Source organism: Ensifer sp. ENS06, assembly GCF_014852205.1.
Lineage (GTDB): Bacteria > Pseudomonadota > Alphaproteobacteria > Rhizobiales > Rhizobiaceae > Ensifer > Ensifer adhaerens.
Genome location: NZ_JACVBC010000002.1, coordinates 241,795 through 257,610, shown reverse-complemented (window position 1 = coordinate 257,610; position 15,816 = coordinate 241,795). Strand labels below are relative to the sequence as shown.

At 62.4% G+C, this 15,816-nt stretch carries 16 protein-coding genes; 10 read left to right on the top strand and 6 right to left on the bottom strand.

What is annotated here, in order from left to right; genetic code table 11:
* Positions 1-56 precede the first annotated feature (56 nt).
* The 5 genes from IB279_RS10335 to IB279_RS10315 all read left to right on the top strand — a co-directional run bounded on the left by IB279_RS10335 (position 57) and on the right by IB279_RS10315 (position 5,115).
* The gene (locus IB279_RS10335) at positions 57-818 is read left to right on the top strand and encodes a sugar phosphate isomerase/epimerase (RefSeq protein WP_034788429.1); all 762 of its coding nucleotides are present in this window, start codon (positions 57-59) and stop codon (positions 816-818) included.
* A 15-nt stretch (positions 819-833) separates the two neighbouring features.
* A complete protein-coding gene (locus IB279_RS10330; protein WP_112770909.1) occupies positions 834-2,012 on the top strand; it encodes a Gfo/Idh/MocA family protein in 1,179 nt (392 codons plus the stop codon).
* Between the two features lie 129 nt (positions 2,013-2,141).
* A complete protein-coding gene (mgrA, locus tag IB279_RS10325) occupies positions 2,142-3,170 on the top strand; it encodes an L-glyceraldehyde 3-phosphate reductase (protein ID WP_034788432.1) in 1,029 nt (342 codons plus the stop codon).
* A gap of 275 nt (positions 3,171-3,445) precedes the next feature.
* Entirely contained in the window at positions 3,446-4,552 is a 1,107-nt protein-coding gene (locus IB279_RS10320) for a TRAP transporter substrate-binding protein (protein ID WP_034788435.1), read from the top strand.
* Positions 4,553-4,701: 149 nt separating this feature from the next.
* Positions 4,702-5,115, top strand: a complete 414-nt coding sequence (locus tag IB279_RS10315; protein WP_090293957.1) for a cupin domain-containing protein — start codon at positions 4,702-4,704, stop codon at positions 5,113-5,115.
* 85 nt (positions 5,116-5,200) lie between these two features.
* On the opposite strand, the gene IB279_RS10310 is transcribed toward IB279_RS10315, so the two are convergent.
* On the bottom strand, positions 5,201-7,021 hold the full coding sequence (locus tag IB279_RS10310) for a TRAP transporter large permease subunit (protein WP_034788443.1): 1,821 nt from the start codon (positions 7,019-7,021) through the stop codon (positions 5,201-5,203).
* Positions 7,018-7,593, bottom strand: a complete 576-nt coding sequence (locus IB279_RS10305; protein WP_034788445.1) for a TRAP transporter small permease subunit — start codon at positions 7,591-7,593, stop codon at positions 7,018-7,020. Before IB279_RS10305 ends, IB279_RS10310 begins: the two co-directional genes overlap by 4 nt.
* A 345-nt stretch (positions 7,594-7,938) precedes the next feature.
* On the opposite strand from IB279_RS10305, the gene IB279_RS10300 reads away from it, so the two are divergent.
* Both IB279_RS10300 and IB279_RS10295 read left to right on the top strand, forming a co-directional pair.
* Positions 7,939-9,567 carry a glycoside hydrolase family 43 protein gene (locus IB279_RS10300; protein WP_192339185.1) on the top strand — a complete coding sequence of 543 codons (1,629 nt, stop codon included), beginning with the start codon at positions 7,939-7,941 and terminating at the stop codon, positions 9,565-9,567.
* Between the two features lie 124 nt (positions 9,568-9,691).
* Complete coding sequence (locus tag IB279_RS10295; RefSeq protein WP_089044173.1) at positions 9,692-10,093, top strand: RcnB family protein; 402 nt, start codon at positions 9,692-9,694, stop codon at positions 10,091-10,093.
* A 35-nt stretch (positions 10,094-10,128) separates the two neighbouring features.
* Here IB279_RS10295 and IB279_RS10290 read toward each other — a convergent pair whose 3' ends face one another.
* The 3 genes from IB279_RS10290 to znuA all read right to left on the bottom strand — a co-directional run bounded on the left by IB279_RS10290 (position 10,129) and on the right by znuA (position 12,863).
* The gene (locus IB279_RS10290; protein ID WP_060600944.1) at positions 10,129-10,341 is read right to left on the bottom strand and encodes a hypothetical protein; all 213 of its coding nucleotides are present in this window, start codon (positions 10,339-10,341) and stop codon (positions 10,129-10,131) included.
* Positions 10,341-11,543, bottom strand: a complete 1,203-nt coding sequence (locus tag IB279_RS10285) for a GTP-binding protein (protein WP_112770907.1) — start codon at positions 11,541-11,543, stop codon at positions 10,341-10,343. The genes IB279_RS10290 and IB279_RS10285 overlap by 1 nt, the downstream gene beginning before the upstream one ends.
* A gap of 318 nt (positions 11,544-11,861) precedes the next feature.
* Complete coding sequence (gene znuA, locus IB279_RS10280) at positions 11,862-12,863, bottom strand: zinc ABC transporter substrate-binding protein ZnuA (protein WP_034788457.1); 1,002 nt, start codon at positions 12,861-12,863, stop codon at positions 11,862-11,864.
* A 183-nt stretch (positions 12,864-13,046) separates the two neighbouring features.
* Here znuA and IB279_RS10275 point away from each other — a divergent pair, with 183 nt between their 5' ends.
* From IB279_RS10275 to IB279_RS10265, 3 genes are read left to right on the top strand one after another with little or no spacing between them, the layout of a single operon-like run.
* Positions 13,047-13,952, top strand: a complete 906-nt coding sequence (locus tag IB279_RS10275) for a metal ABC transporter ATP-binding protein (protein WP_060584952.1) — start codon at positions 13,047-13,049, stop codon at positions 13,950-13,952.
* Positions 13,945-14,775, top strand: coding sequence for a zinc ABC transporter permease subunit ZnuB (gene znuB / locus IB279_RS10270; RefSeq protein ID WP_034788464.1), 831 nt, complete (start codon positions 13,945-13,947; stop codon positions 14,773-14,775). The genes IB279_RS10275 and znuB overlap by 8 nt, the downstream gene beginning before the upstream one ends.
* A complete protein-coding gene (locus IB279_RS10265; protein ID WP_112770906.1) occupies positions 14,775-15,170 on the top strand; it encodes a Fur family transcriptional regulator in 396 nt (131 codons plus the stop codon). The genes znuB and IB279_RS10265 overlap by 1 nt, the downstream gene beginning before the upstream one ends.
* Before the next feature lie 49 nt (positions 15,171-15,219).
* On the opposite strand, the gene IB279_RS10260 is transcribed toward IB279_RS10265, so the two are convergent.
* A complete protein-coding gene (locus IB279_RS10260; RefSeq protein ID WP_112770905.1) occupies positions 15,220-15,750 on the bottom strand; it encodes a gamma carbonic anhydrase family protein in 531 nt (176 codons plus the stop codon).
* Positions 15,751-15,816: the final 66 nt, after the last annotated feature.

Sequence of the window (15,816 nt, the reverse complement as noted above, 5' to 3'; positions counted from 1 at the left end):
ACAACCCCAAGATCCCACTATCCCAAGACCCTCAGGACGAAATCGAGGAGGATTTCATGAAGGACGTCAGTTTCCAGCTTTATAGCGCTCGCAATTTCCCGCCTTTCGCCAATGTGCTGAAAGCACTCGGCGACGCCGGCTACAGCCAGGTCGAAGGTTACGGCGCGCTTTACGCAGCGCTCAGCGACGCCGAGATCGCCAGCTTCAAGGAAGGTCTCGACGACAATGGTCTCGCCATGCCGACCGCGCACTTTGGCCTGGACATGCTCGAAAGCGATCCGGCGCGCGTGCTCGAAATCGCCAAGGCGCTCGGCATCAAGGCGATCTATTGCCCCTACCTGATGCCCGACCAGCGCCCGACCGATGCCGCCGGCTGGCGCGCCTTCGGCGAGCGGCTGCAGAAGGCCGGCAAGCCCTATCGTGATGCCGGGCTGATCTTCGGCTGGCACAACCACGACTTCGAGTTCGCGGCCCTTCCGGATGGCAGTATTCCGCAGGACCTGATCTTTGCGGGCGGACCGGATCTCTCCTGGGAGGCCGATATCGCCTGGATCATCCGCGGCGGCGCCGATCCGATCGCCTGGATCAAGAAGTATGGCGACCGCATCACCGCCGTGCATGTGAAGGACATCGCGCCGACAGGCGAGAAGAAGGACGAGGACGGCTGGGCCGATGTCGGCGAGGGCACGGTCGACTGGAAAGGCCTGTTTGCGGCACTTTCCGGCACGAAGGCCCGCTACTTCATCGCCGAGCACGACAACCCGAGCGATTTCAAGCGCTTCGCCAAGCGTTCGCTCGCCTCCATCCAATCCTATTGAGAAGCAGGTTTATCCATGACCAAGGAACTTGGCGTCGGCATCATCGGATGCGGCAACATCTCCACCACCTACTTCAAGCTTGCCCCGCTTTTCCGGGGCATCAAGGTTGTCGCCTGCGCCGACATCAATCCGGCGGCAGCCGAGGCGCGGGCGGCCGAATACGGCGTTAAAGCTGAGAGCATCGAGGCGCTGCTCGCCAATCCCGATGTCGACATCGTCGTCAACCTGACCATTCCGGACGCGCACTATCCGGTCTCCAAGGCAATCCTCGAAGCCGGCAAACACGTCTATTCGGAAAAGCCGCTGGTGCTCTCCCTGGAGCAGGGCGAGGAGTTGAGGGCGATCGCCAAGGCGAAGGGCCTTTCCGTCGGCTGCGCGCCGGACACCTTCCTCGGCGGCGCGCATCAGCTTGCCCGTAGCTATGTTGACGCGGGCAAGATCGGCCGGGTGACCTCGGGCACCTGCCACGTCATGAGCCCGGGCATGGAGATGTGGCATCCGAACCCGGACTTCTTCTTCCTGCCCGGCGGCGGCCCGATCCTCGATCTCGGTCCCTACTACATCGCCAACCTGATCAACCTGATCGGTCCGGTGAAGCGCGTGGCGGCGCTCGCCACCATGGCCAACCCGACCCGCACGATCACCAGCGAACCGCGCAAGGGCGAGGTGATCCCGGTCAGGACGCCCACCAACATCCACGCGCTGCTCGAATTTGAGAACGGCGCGACGATCACGCTGTCGGCCAGCTGGGATGTCTGGTCGCACCGCCATGCCAACATGGAGCTTTACGGCACCGAAGGCTCGCTCTACGTGCCCGACCCGAACTTCTTCGGCGGCACGGTGGAAGCAAGCGGCCGCGACAAGAAAATCGAGCCGCTGGAGCCCTGGGATCATCCTTTCGGTGTTGCCAACCAGGAGCATCCGCAGGGGCCGATGGCGAATTACCGCACCGCCGGCCTTGCCGACATGGCGCTCGCCATCCTCGAAGGCCGCGATGCCCGCTGCTCGCTCGACCGCGCGCTGCACGGCGTCGACGTCATGGTGTCGATCCTGAAATCTGGCGAGGAGGGACGTTTCGTCGAACTCTCCACCACTTGCACCCAGCCGGCCGCCCTCGGCATCGAGGAAGCTCGGGCACTCTTGCGCGAGACCGAAGAAGAAATGTCGGGAAATCGCGTCGCTGCCGCTTCATAGCGACACCGGAGAGGTTTAGACCTTTGTGAACTGAGGTTTCCGTAGCGGCCAACCGCTACGGAAACCGTTTCATTTTTGAGGGTGGCGGACGAGTTCGCCATCCGGAGATCGATCGCGGAGGATTGTGCGATGACCTGGCTACCGGCGGAAAACCGCTACGACACCATGAAATATAACCGTCTCGGCCGTTCCGGCCTGAAGCTGCCGGCGATCTCGCTGGGGCTTTGGCACAATTTCGGTGGCGACACACCGCATGACCGCAAGGTCGACATGTGCCGCACGGCGTTCGATCTAGGCATCACCCATTTCGACCTCGCCAACAATTACGGCCCGCCTCCGGGCTCGGCCGAGACTGCCTTCGGCGAAATCATGCGCACGGACTTCGCGCACTTGCGCGACGAACTGATCATCTCGTCCAAGGCTGGCTACGACATGTGGGCCGGCCCTTACGGCGAATGGGGCAGCCGCAAATACATGATCGCATCCTGCGACCAGAGCCTGAAGCGCATGGGCCTCGACTATGTCGACATCTTCTATTCGCACCGTTTCGACCCTGAGACGCCGCTCGAAGAAACCTGCGGTGCGCTCGACCATATCGTGCGTTCGGGCCGGGCGCTCTATGTGGGGATTTCCTCCTACAACTCGCAGCGCACCCGCGAAGCCGCCGCGATCCTTAAGGATCTCGGCACGCCTTGCCTCATCCACCAGCCGAGCTACTCCATGCTCAACCGCTGGATCGAGGACGATGGGCTGATCCATACGCTCGAAGATCTCGGCATCGGCTCGATCGTTTTCTCGCCGCTCGCCCAGGGCATGCTGACGACGAAGTATCTTGGCGGCATCCCGTCTGATAGCCGCGCGGCGCAGAACCACTTCCTGAAGAAGGACTTCATCCGCCCCGAGATCATCGACAACATCCGCAAGCTGAACGGTATCGCCGAAAAGCGCGGCCAGACGCTGGCGCAGATGGCGCTTGCCTGGGTGCTTCGCAACGGCCGGATCACCTCGGCACTGATCGGCGCCAGCCGCTCCGAGCAGATCGTCGATTGCGTCAAGGCGCTCGAAAACGACACGTTCACGGCCGACGAACTGGCCGAGATCGATCTCTATGCGCGCGAGGCGGACATCAACCTCTGGGCCAAGTCGGCCGAGCTCTGAGTTCGACCGAAAATATTGATTTGCCTGCATTTTAGGCAAAGCACATCGCTTTCCGGCGTATTAGACAAAAGTCGAATAAACGCCGGAAAGCGGCTTCTGGACATGGTCCGGTGTTTCTGTAAGGTGCGACAATGCCTGCCGGTTGCGGTGCTGATCGCAGTCGCTTTCGACGGGTAACGAGGAGGAGAGCCACCGTTTGTCCGGGAAGGGGCAGGGTGGATTGATGGGTAGAGGCGCGCTGCGCCCGCCCTTTGGCGAGAACTAGGGGAGGAACCATGGATCGCCGTTCATTCATTAAAAACGCAAGCCTCGGCGGCTTGGCGGCCGCAGGTGCAGCCGCGCTTGCGACACCGGCCATCGCGCAGGCAAACCCGAAGGTGAACTGGCGCCTGGCGTCGTCGTTCCCGAAGTCGCTCGACACGATCTATGGCGGCGGCGAAGTGCTGTCGAAATACGTCTCGGAGGCAACCGACGGTGCTTTCCAGATCCAGGTCTTCGCTGCCGGCGAAATCGTTCCAGGCCTGCAGGCCGCTGACGCGGCTGCTGCCGGTACGGTCGAGGCCTGCCACACGGTCGCATACTATTACTGGGGCAAGGACCCAACCTGGGCGCTCGGTGCAGCCGTTCCCTTCGCGCTCAACGCGCGCGGGATGAACGCCTGGCACTACCATGGCGGCGGTATCGACCTCTTCAACGAGTTCCTCGGCACCCAAGGCCTCGTCGGCTTCCCCGGCGGCAACACCGGTGTGCAGATGGGCGGCTGGTTCCGCAAGGAAATCAAGACGGTCGCCGACATGCAGGGCCTGAAGATGCGCATCGGTGGTTTCGCCGGCAAGGTCGTCGAGAAGCTCGGCGTCGTGCCGCAGCAGATCGCCGGCGGCGACATCTACCCGGCGCTGGAAAAGGGCACCATCGACGCTGCCGAATGGGTCGGCCCCTATGACGATGAGAAGCTTGGCTTCTACAAGGTTGCGCCCTACTACTACTATCCCGGCTGGTGGGAAGGTGGTCCGACGGTCCACGCCATGTTCAACAAGGCGGCGTTCGAAGGACTGCCGAAGAACTACCAGTCGCTGCTGCGCACCGCCTGCCACGCCACTGACGCGAACATGCTGCAGAAGTACGATTACCTGAACCCCTCGGCGATCAAGCGCCTGGTGGCTTCGGGTGCCAAGCTCAGCCCGTTCAGCGCCGAAATCCTGTCAGCCTGCTTCGACAAGGCCAACGAGGTCTACGCGGAGATGGAAGCCTCGAACCCGACCTTCAAGAAGATCTGGGACTCGATCAAGGCTTTCCGCGGCGAGTACTACCTCAACGCCCAGATCGCCGAATACAATTACGACACCTTCATGATGATCCAGCAGCGCGGCGGCAAGCTCTAAGCTTTTCCCTCATTGCCGATTGAAACGAGCCGTTCGCGATATCCGTTGCGGGCGGCTTTTTCGTTGCCGCGCGCACGGCGTATTGCTGCGCGCCGTACTGAACGCATTTCGTGGTAGGGTTGCTGCCTCAACAGGACGGAGGAAGAACTATGCCAAGCGAAGGCCAATCGGTCGTGCTCGGTCCCGACGAGGGCCGCCGCTACGACATGGGCGCTATCCAGGCCGTCTTCAAAGCCGACGGCGCTGAAACCGCTGGTCGATTTTCGGTCTCGGAATGGTGGCTCGATGCCAGGCACGAGGGACCGGGCGCCCACAAGCACGACGACAACGACGAGATCTTCTACGTGATCGAGGGCACGGCGAGCGTGCTCGTCGGCGACATCTGGCACCAGAAGCCGAAGGGCTCGCTGTTCGTCATCCCGCGCGGGACGATGCATGACTTCAAGAACGAGAGCGAGGCGCGCATGGGGCTGCTCAACGTTTATGTCGGCGGTCCATTCGAGGAGGCGATGCCGATGATCGTCGACTGGTACCGCGACAATCCGGCCAAGCGGCTGGATTGAACGAGTTCGGTCGTCGTCTCAGCGATTGTAGAAATGGAAAGGGCGGCTTATCGGCCGCCCTTTGCTTTTCTGTCTGCCGGCGGTCCTACTTGAACGACGGCGGCTGGCTGAGGTCGTTTGAGGGGGCCGGCTGTGGCTGGGCACCCGGGCTGCCAAACGACGGAGGCTGGCTGAGGTCGTTCGACGGAGCGGTCTGCGGCTGGGCGCCACCCTGATCGGCCGGCTTCTGGTCGAGCGGGCTGCCGCCTGGAAGCTGCAGGCCGCCGGGCAGGCCGAGACCGCCACCGCCGGCGCCGAAGCCGGGCACCTCGATCTTGATGGTGTTCGGATCGACGCCCGTTCCGGTTCCCTTGTAGTGCATGACCATCTGCGGGAACATGATCGTCAGGCCCACCATCACGATCTGGATACCGACGAAGGGTACGGCACCCCAGTAGATCTGGCCGGTCGTAACGGGCTGGATCGACTTGCCGGTGATCTTGTCGAGATAGGGCACCTTGGCCGCGACCGAGCGCAGGTAAAAGAGCGCGAAGCCGAAGGGCGGGTGCATGAAGCTCGTCTGCATGTTGATGCCGAGGAGCACGCCGAACCAGATGAGGTCGATGCCAAGCTTGTCGGCAGCGGGCGCAAGCAGCGGCACGATGATGAAGGCGAGCTCGAAGAAATCGAGGAAGAACGCCAGGAAGAAGACGAGCAGGTTGACGGCAATCAGGAAACCGGTCTCGCCGCCCGGCATCGCCGTCAGCAGGTGCTCGACCCAGATATGGCCGTTGACGCCGTAGAAGGTGAGCGAGAAGACGCGCGCACCGATCAGGATGAACAGCACAAAGGCGGAAAGCCTTGTCGTTGCCGTCAGTGCGCCGCGCACGACGTCCAGATTGAGACGACCCTTGGCGGCCGCCATGATCAGCGCGCCGACTGCACCCATGGCGCCGCCTTCCGTCGGCGTTGCGATGCCGAGGAAGATGGTGCCGAGGACGAGGAAGATCAGCGCCAGCGGCGGGATCAGCACGATGATGACCTGCTGGGCAAGCCTCGACATCGCATTGATCTTCAGGCCGCGGTCGAGCAGGGCGACGATATAGATGAAGGCAACGCCCACTGTGCCGCCGAGGATGTCGGCGTTCTCGCCCTGGGTCGGGTAGAGATAGACGTGGGCGGCATAGGCAATGCCGGCTGCGACCGCGAGCGCGATGAACAGCGAGGTAACGCCGGAGCCCAGCGTGCGGGCTTCCAGCGGCAGGGCCGGCATGGAATCACGCTTCAGGATCGTCATGATCAGGATGTAGACCATGTACAGTCCGGTCAGCACCAGGCCCGGGATCAGCGCGCCGGCATACATGTCGCCGACCGAACGGCCGAGCTGGTCGGCAAGAACGATGAGCACGAGTGACGGCGGGATGATCTGGGCGAGCGTGCCGGAAGCCGCGATAACGCCCGAGGCGACCTTCCGGTCATAGCCGTAGCGCAACATGATCGGCAGCGAGATCAGGCCCATGGCGATGACCGAGGCGGCAACGACGCCTGTCGTGGCTGCAAGCAGCGCGCCGACGAAGATGACCGCATAGGCAAGACCGCCGCGGATCGGGCCGAAGAGCTGGCCGATCGTGTCGAGCAGGTCTTCCGCCATGCCCGATTTCTCGAGCACGATCCCCATGAAGGTAAAGAAGGGGATGGCGAGCAATGTGTCGTTCGACATCACCCCCCAGAACCGGTCAGGCAGCGCGTTGAGCAGGGGCCAGGAGAGGTTGATCGAATCCGACAGCGGCGCGAGCTCGACGCCGATGATGAAGAACAGCAGGCCGTTGGCGGCGAGCGAGAAGGCGACCGGGTATCCCAAAAGCAGGAACACGATCAGTGACGCGAACATGATCGGCGCCAGGTTTTCAGCAATGAATTCGATCATGGACGGGTCTCCGGAGACACGACATCGTCAAGCGGCGCATGGGTCGGCACATAGGGTGTCGGGTCTTCCATGTTTCCGGTCATGATCGCGATTTTCTTGATGATCTCCGACACGCCCTGGAAGGCCAGCAGCAGGAAGCCGAAGAGCAGGATGGCCTTGGCCGGCCAGATGATCAGGCCGCCGGCGGACGATGAGACCTCGCCCGAGACGTAGGACATCTTCACATAGGGGAAGAGGTAATAGAGCACGAGCAGCACGAAGGGCATCAGGAAGAGGAGGTGCCCAAGAAGGTCGATCCAATGCTGCACGCGGCGCGAGAACTGACCGTAGACCACGTCGATGCGGATGTGCTCGTTCTGGCTCAGCGTATAGGCGGCCGCAAACATGAAGGCGGCGCCGAACAGATACCATTGCGCCTCGAGCCAGGCATTCGACGACATGTTGAAGATCTTGCGGATCACTGCGTTGCCGGCGCTGACGAGAACAGCGGCCAGGATCAGCCATGAAACGCTCTTTCCGATAAATTCCGTGATCGTGTCTATAAGTCGGCTAAAGCCGAGCAAAGCTCTCATCGATTTCCTCCCCGCGATGGCTTTTATGGTTCTTGTGCCAAGCATAGCCAGAGTGCCGATTTCAAGCGCACGTTCAAGTCTGAGGCGCGATTTTCCCGTGTAGTTCGGCCGCCTCCGACTAAAGTAGAATAGGGTGATCCAGCGCTTTGCCCATTGTTTGTGCAATCCGGTTGCAGACGGCGAGGCACGGCGATCGTCAGCCGCCTTAAGGTGCGCATCGCCGAGCGAATCGATGTGGAAAGCCGGTCACAGGCGATACGACGCGCGAATTACTGCAACGTTGCAGGCTTGAATTTGTATGATTTTTGAGGTCGGATGGCGCCGCCAAGGGAGGACACCTGAACCATGACTGCCATGATCCGAAACCCCATTCTGCCGGGCTTCAACCCGGACCCTTCGATCTGCCGTGTCGGAGACGACTACTACATCGCGACCTCCACCTTCGAATGGTACCCGGGTGTGCAGATCCACCATTCGCGGGATCTGGTGAACTGGCGACTCGTCCGCCGGCCGCTGGAGCGGGCAAGCCAGCTCGACATGCGCGGCAACCCGGATAGCTGTGGCGTCTGGGCGCCGTGTCTTTCCTATGACGATGGCCTGTTCTGGCTGGTCTACACCGACGTCAAGCGCTTCGATGGCAACTTCAAGGACGCGCACAACTACATCGTCACGGCTGAGGCGATCGAGGCGACCTGGTCGGATCCGGTCTACGTCAATTCCTCTGGCTTCGACCCGTCGCTCTTCCATGATGACGACGGCCGCAAGTGGTTCCTCAACATGCAGTGGAACCACCGCACCGAAAGCTTCGGCGGCTCGCCGAAACATCCGGCCTTTGACGGCATCCTGCTGCAGGAATGGGACGAACGGACACGCAGGCTCGTCGGCCCAGTGAAGAACATCTTTGCCGGCTCACCACTCGGCCTCGTCGAGGGGCCGCATCTGTTCAAGCGAAACGGCTGGTATTATCTGACGACGGCGGAAGGCGGGACCGGCTACGATCACGCCGTCACCATGGCCCGCTCACGCGCGATCGACGGCCCCTATGAGATGCATCCGGATATCTATCTGATCACGTCGAAGGACCACCCCGAAGTGCCGTTGCAGCGCGCGGGCCACGGCCAATATGTCGAGACGCCAGATGGGCAGGCCTATCATACGCATCTGACCGGCCGACCGCTGCCTCCGGGACGCCGCTGTACGCTCGGTCGCGAGACGGCCCTGCAAAAATGTGTCTGGCGCGATGATGGCTGGCTCTATCTCGAAAACGGCGGCCCGGTTCCGGAGGTGCTCGTGCCGGCGCCGGGACCGGCGGGGCGGGTGGCGACACCGGTGGTTACGGAAACGCATTTCGACGGCCAGGCATTGCCCGTCGAGTTCCAATGGTTGCGTACGCCGGAACCGGAGCGGATCTTCTCGCTCGAATGGCGGCCGGGCCACCTCAGGCTGTTCGGCAGAGAGAGCATCGGCAGCTGGTTCGAGCAGGCGCTGGTCGCGCGGCGGCAGGAGCATCATTCCTTCCGCGCCGAGACGACGGTCGATTTCACGGCCGTCACCTACCAACAGGTTGCTGGTTTGACGCATTACTACAATCGCCACAAGTTCCATGCGCTCGGCATCACCTGGCACGAAACGTTGGGCCGGGCGCTGACGATCCTCTCATGCCCCGGCGATTTTCCGCACGGCCGGCTGCAGTTCCCCGTCGGCAGCGGCATCGCCATTCCCGATGGTCCGATCGACCTTGCCATGGACGTTCGCGACAATGACCTGCAGTTCTTCTGGCGGGCGACCGCAGCGGTGGATTGGCAGCCGATCGGCCCGGTTCTCGATGCGGGCGTGGTCTCAGACGAGGGCGGCCGCGGCGAGCATGGATCCTTCACCGGGGCCTTCGCCGGCATGTACGCCTTCGACACCTCAGGCGCGGGCAAGGCTGCCGATTTCGACCGCTTCCGCTACGTCAGCCTTGTGGCAAGTTGATCCGTAAACATTAGAATTATGGAATAAGTGATGGATATCATTACGCATTTGTAATGTAGAGTTTCATATTCGGTTCAGGAAGCGGGGTCTAATTTTCGGGTGCAGACAAAGAAAGGACACCCGAATGAAACGTCTCCTGATCGCGCTCGTCGCCAGCTCCGTTCTGATTACGCCGGTCGCAGCCCTTGCCCAGCCGGCAGGATCCTTCGAGGTGGCGCAGAACTATGATCGTTCGCGTCGATCCGTCGATCGCGATTACGATCGTCACATGGACCGCCGCGTGGATCGTCACGTCGACAAGCACGTCACGATCGAAAAGCGGGTGATCGTCAAGAAGAAGGAGCGCTGGGCGCGCGGCCATCGCCTGTCGCCGGCCGAGCGCCGCCACATGGCGCAGGTGCGCGACTACCGTTACTACAAGCTTCGCCAACCGCCGCGCGGCCAGCAATGGGTACGGTCCGGCAACGACTTCCTGCTGATCAGCCTTGCCACCGGCGTCATTGTCGGCCTGGCGGCAGCACGCTGATAAGGCGCTCTGGGTTCAGCGAAGGGGCGGCGTTTTCACGCCGCCCCTTCGCCTTTTCGGTAACCGGCGCGTGGGTTTTGCCGGTCGCCAAAAAGCAGGAGTTCGATAGCGCCTGCCGCTTCCGGCGCGTCCCCATCTGCGGGTTCATCTCCCAGAAACGGATCGAACATCGGCACCGGCCGCCCGGCGGCGTTGAGCGCCATGCAGGTGAAGCGCGGTCGGCGCGGTACGCGCGCGGCGTCTGCCATCAGGCGGCCCGTGGCGACCAGCTGGCGAAGGGGTCGGCAAGATCGCGCCAACGTTCCGGACGAAAGCGCTCGTCGGCGATCAGGCAGGCATCGAGTTCGGCACGAAGCTCCGCCTCGTCCATCGGGTCGGCGCCGATGAAGACGATCTCCTGGCGACGATCACCCCAGACCGGGTCCAGGTAGGGACCGACCGCCTTCAGGAAACCTGGTTCGCGCGGCCATTGCTCCTGAGGCACGGCCGACCACCAGAGCCCCATCTTGCCGGTCCGCACAAGCGGGCCGGCCTGGCTGATCTCGCCGACATAATGCGGTCGGGTGGCGAGCCAGAAGAAGCCCTTGGCGCGAAGCACGCCCGGCCAGGAACGGTTGAGGAAGGCCTGGAAGCGCATGGGATCGAGCGGGCGGCGGGCGCGGTAGACGAACGAGCGGATGCCGTATTCCTCGGTCTCCGGGATATGGTCCTTGAAGCCGTGAAGTTCCTTGTACCAGAGCGGATGTTCTTCGGCCTTGGCGAGATCGAAGCGGCCGGTTCCAAGCACCTCGCGCAGTTTCACCTTGCCGAAATCGGTTTCGATCAGCCGCGCATCGGGATTGAGCCCGACGATGATCTTGCGGGCGGCATCCACCTGCTCGGGCGTCGCAGTGCAGACCTTGTTCAAGACCACCACATCGGCGAACTCGATCTGCTCGACCAGGAGGTCTACGAGGGTGCGTGTATCGCCTTCGCCCGCCGTTTCGCCACGGTCGGCGAGGAAATCGAGCGAGGAATAGTCGGCCAGCAGGTTCGCGGCATCGACCACCGTCACCATCGTGTCGAGCCGCGCGACATCGGCCAGGCTTTCACCGTCCTCGTCGCGAAAATCGAAGGTGGTGGCGACGGGCAGGGGCTCGGAAATGCCGCTCGATTCGATCAGCAGATAGTCGAAGCGGTTCTGTTCGGCGAGGTTGCGGACTTCCTTCAGGAGATCGTCGCGCAGCGTGCAACAGATGCAGCCATTGGTCATTTCCACCAGTTGCTCTTCCGTGCGCGACAGACCGGCACCGCCATCACGCACCAGTGCCGCATCGATGTTGACCTCACTCATGTCGTTGACGATGACGGCGACGCGCAGCCCGTCGCGGTTGGAAAGCACGTGGTTGAGCAGTGTCGTCTTGCCGGCGCCAAGAAAGCCGGAGAGAACGGTGACAGGGAGCTTGTCCATCGATTGGTTCCTGTATGTTATATCGTTACGAATACCGTCGGTAAAAAAGGCGAGCGCGTTTGCTCGCCTGATACGAGTGCGAAGTTTGGCACCGGACCTCTGGGCTGAACCCAATTTGCCTGCAGGTCGCCGTTCCAATCTCTCGGTCGCCTGTGGCTAGTCTTTCCGTCAATCCTCCTTGACCCGAGGTTCCAGCAGGCGGCCCGGTTCCGCACCATCTCGCCGAGAATGCCAATCCCGAGAATGATAGAGAGAGGGGCGGGCGCCCGTATAGCCGAGCCAAGCGAGCGCCCACCGATACCGCCTTGGGAGGACGGGTCAGCTTGCCGAGGCGAGGCAGGTCTTCAGCGAGGTGCCGATCCCTTCCATCATCTGGAAATAGAGATCCGGGCCGGCCTCCAGCGTGCCGGCTTCCGGGTCGAGCGTACCGGATTTCGCCGGCGTTCCCTCGATCACCACATTGATCAGCTTCGGCTCGAACTGCGGCTCGGCAAAGACGCAGGTGGCACCGAGTTCCTTGATCTTGGCATGGATCTGCGACACCCGATCCGCGCCAGGCAGGACCTCAGGGCTGACGGTGATCGAGCCGGCGACGCGAACCTTATAGCGGTGCTCGAAATACTGGTAGGCGTCGTGGAAGACGACGAAGGGCTTGTCCTTCACCGGTGCCACGGTTTCCGTGAGCTTGGCGTCGAGCGCATCCAGGCGCTTGTTCAGGGCGTCCAGATTGGCCTTGTAGGCGCCCGCATTGGCAGGATCGGCCTCAGTGAGCGTCTTTTCGATCTCGGCAGCCATCGCCTTGGCATTCATGGGATCGAGCCACATGTGCAGATCGGCATCGCCGTGGCCGTGATCGTGGTCATGGCCGTGATCGTGCCCCGCTTCGCCCTCGGCATGCTTGTGGCCTTCCTCGCTCTGGCCTTCTTCACTGTGGCCTTCGTCGCCGTGGTCATGCGCCTCGAATGCACCGCCTTCGCGGAATTTCAGCTTCTCGATGCCGGGCGCTTCGCTGAGCTCCACCACCTTTGCGCCGCTGCTCAAGGCGTCGAGCGGCTTGTCGAGGAAGGCTTCGAGGCCGGGACCGACCCAGAAGACCACCTTTGCCGCCTGCAGGGCCGAGGCGTTCGAAGGCTTCATGTTGTAGGTGTGCGGCGAGGCGGCGCCCTCGACGATTAGCGACGGCTCGCCCACACCCTGCATGATCGAGGCGACAAGGGAGTGGATCGGCTTGATCGAAACCACCACATTGGGACTGTCCGCTGCGGCGGGTGCCGCAAGAAGCATGGTAGAGGCAAAAAGCAGGGCGGATGTCGATTTCATCGGGTTCTCCGGGCTTGATTGGCGTGCCTGCCACATCGGCCAGGCGCGCTTCGGGCATGCAAAACTGTTACTCCAACGGGCCGTTGCCAGCCTTGAAGTCGCCATGTAATGTTATTACATCAATTGCGTTATGCTATAACGTGTGCGATAGCCAGTGGCAACCATGCAATCCGGAATTTTTTCATGCTGAATTTCCGTTCCCCAGAAGCGCTGCCGCTGGTCAATCTCAGCAATGCCGGCGTGCGCCGCAACGGTCGCTGGCTGGTGCGTGGCGTCGAATTCTCGATCAGCCCGGGCGAGATCGTCACGCTGATCGGCCCGAACGGCTCGGGCAAATCGACGACCGCGAAGGCGGCGATCGGCGTTTTGAAGCCGGATGAGGGCTATGTCGAGCGCAAGCCGGGCCTGAAAGTAGGCTACGTGCCGCAGAAGCTTGCCGTCGACTGGACGCTGCCTTTGACGGTCGAACGACTGATGACGCTGACCGGCCCCTTGAAGGGGCGGGAGATCGAGGAGGCGCTGTCGGCGACCGGCGTGCTGCATCTGGCGAAATCCGAGGTGCAGCATCTCTCCGGCGGCGAGTTCCAGCGCGCGCTGCTCGCCCGCGCGATTGCCCGCAAGCCGGACCTGCTGGTGCTCGACGAGCCGGTGCAGGGCGTCGATTTCAGCGGCGAGATTGCGCTCTACGAACTGATCAAGCAGATCCGCAACCGCACAGGCTGCGGCATTCTCCTGATCTCGCACGACCTGCATATCGTCATGGCCGAGACCGATACGGTCGTTTGTCTCAACGGCCATGTCTGCTGCCGCGGCACGCCGCAGGCGGTCAGCCAGAGCCCGGAATATCAGAAGCTTTTCGGCAGGCGGGCCGCCAATACGCTTGCGGTCTACAGCCACCACCACGACCACACCCATTTGCCCGACGGCCGGGTGCTGCATGCGGACGGTTCGATCACCGAACATTGCTATCCCGGTGACGGCCATCACCACGACGATGAGGAAAACGTGCACGACCACGGCGAGGATTGCGGCTGCGGCCACCATTCGCGGCTGCACGGCTATGACGTGAAGGAGAAGCGTGATGCTTGACGATTTCTTCGTGCGCGCGCTGATCGCCGGCATCGGCATCGCCGTCATGGCCGGGCCGCTCGGCTGCTTCGTCATCTGGCGGCGCATGGCCTATTTCGGCGACACCATGGCCCATTCGGCGCTGCTCGGCGTGGCGCTATCGCTGCTGCTCGAGCTCAACCTGATGCTCAGCGTCTTCATCGTCGCGGCCGTGGTCTCGGTACTGCTTCTCTTCCTGCAGCGGCGCGGGGCGCTGTCGACCGATGCGCTGCTCGGCATCCTCTCCCATTCAGCACTTTCCTTCGGCCTCGTCATCGTTGCCTTCATGACCTGGGTGCGCATCGATCTCGTCGGCTTCCTCTTCGGCGACATTCTGGCGGTCTCCGAGTCCGACATCGACATCATCTGGGGTGGCGGCATCCTCGTCATATTCGCGATTGTCTATCTCTGGCGGCCGCTCCTCGCCTCCACCGTCAATCCGGAACTGGCGGAAGCCGAGGGGCTGAAGCCCGAACGCACGCGGCTCTTTTTCATGCTCTTGATGGCGCTGGTGATTGCGATCGCCATGAAGATCGTCGGCATTCTGCTCATCACCTCGCTGCTGATCATCCCGGCGGCAACGGCACGGCGCTTCTCGACCTCGCCGGAAGTGATGGCGGTACTCGCATCGGTCATCGGCGCGCTCGCCGTCACCGGCGGACTTTTCGGCTCGCTTCACTGGGATACCCCGTCGGGACCGTCTATCGTTGTTGCCGCGGTTGGGCTTTTCGTTCTGAGTCTGCTACCGATCGGCCGCCGCCCGCTCGAGGCGGCGCATCATTCCACGCCTGGAGGGCACCACTAATGGCTACGCCGCAACTGACCAAGAACCAGACGTTGGTGATGGATGCGCTCAGCCACTCCGAAGGGCCGATGAGCGCCTACACCATTCTCGACAAGCTGCGCGATCACGGCTTCCGCGCCCCGCTGCAGGTTTACCGCGCACTCGACAAACTGCTCGAATATGGCCTCGTGCATCGGCTGGAAAGCCTGAATGCCTTCGTCGCCTGTTCTTGCCCGCATGACCACGAACACGATCACGGCGTCACCGCCTTCACCATCTGCGAAGGCTGTGGCCAGGTGATCGAGTTTCATGACGAGGCGATCGAGCAGCGGCTTTCGGCGCTGACGCGGGCGCAGAACTTCAAGACCGAGAAGACGACGATCGAGATCCGCGGCCATTGCCAGAGCTGCGCATAAGGGCAACTCTTCAGGGCCCGTGGAAAGCTTACCTTGAGGTGTTTGGCGCTCAGTCCAGCCGGGTGAGGTCAGCGGCGTAGCGCCGCCAGTTCTTGACGTAATGCGCTGCCGAGCGTTTCAAGCCTTCGACCGCCGCATCATCCAGCGTGCGGATCGCCTTGGCCGGCGCGCCGACGATCAACGAATTATCCGGAAATTCCTTGCCTTCGGTGACGAGCGCATTGGCGCCGACCAGGCAGTTGCGGCCGATCTTGGCGCCGTTAAGCACGGTCGCGCCCATGCCGATCAGCGAGTTTTCGCCGATGGTGCAGCCATGGATGATGGCGCCGTGCCCGATGGTGCAGCCTTCGCCGATCGTCACCGGGAAACCGGGATCGACATGGATGACGACGTTTTCCTGGATGTTGGTGCGCGCCCCGAGCCGGATGGGATCGTTGTCGCCGCGCAGGGTTACGCCGAACCAGATGCCGACCTCTTCGCCGATCTCGACCTGGCCGATGACATTGGCGTCCGGGGCCACCCAATAGCTGCCCTTCGGCGGCGTCTGTGGGCGAAGTGATCCAAGGGCGTAAAGCGGCATCCATTCTGTCCTTTCGCAACATGCCCGATCGGGGCCGGCCGGCAGGCGGCGGGCCGCCTGCCGGAA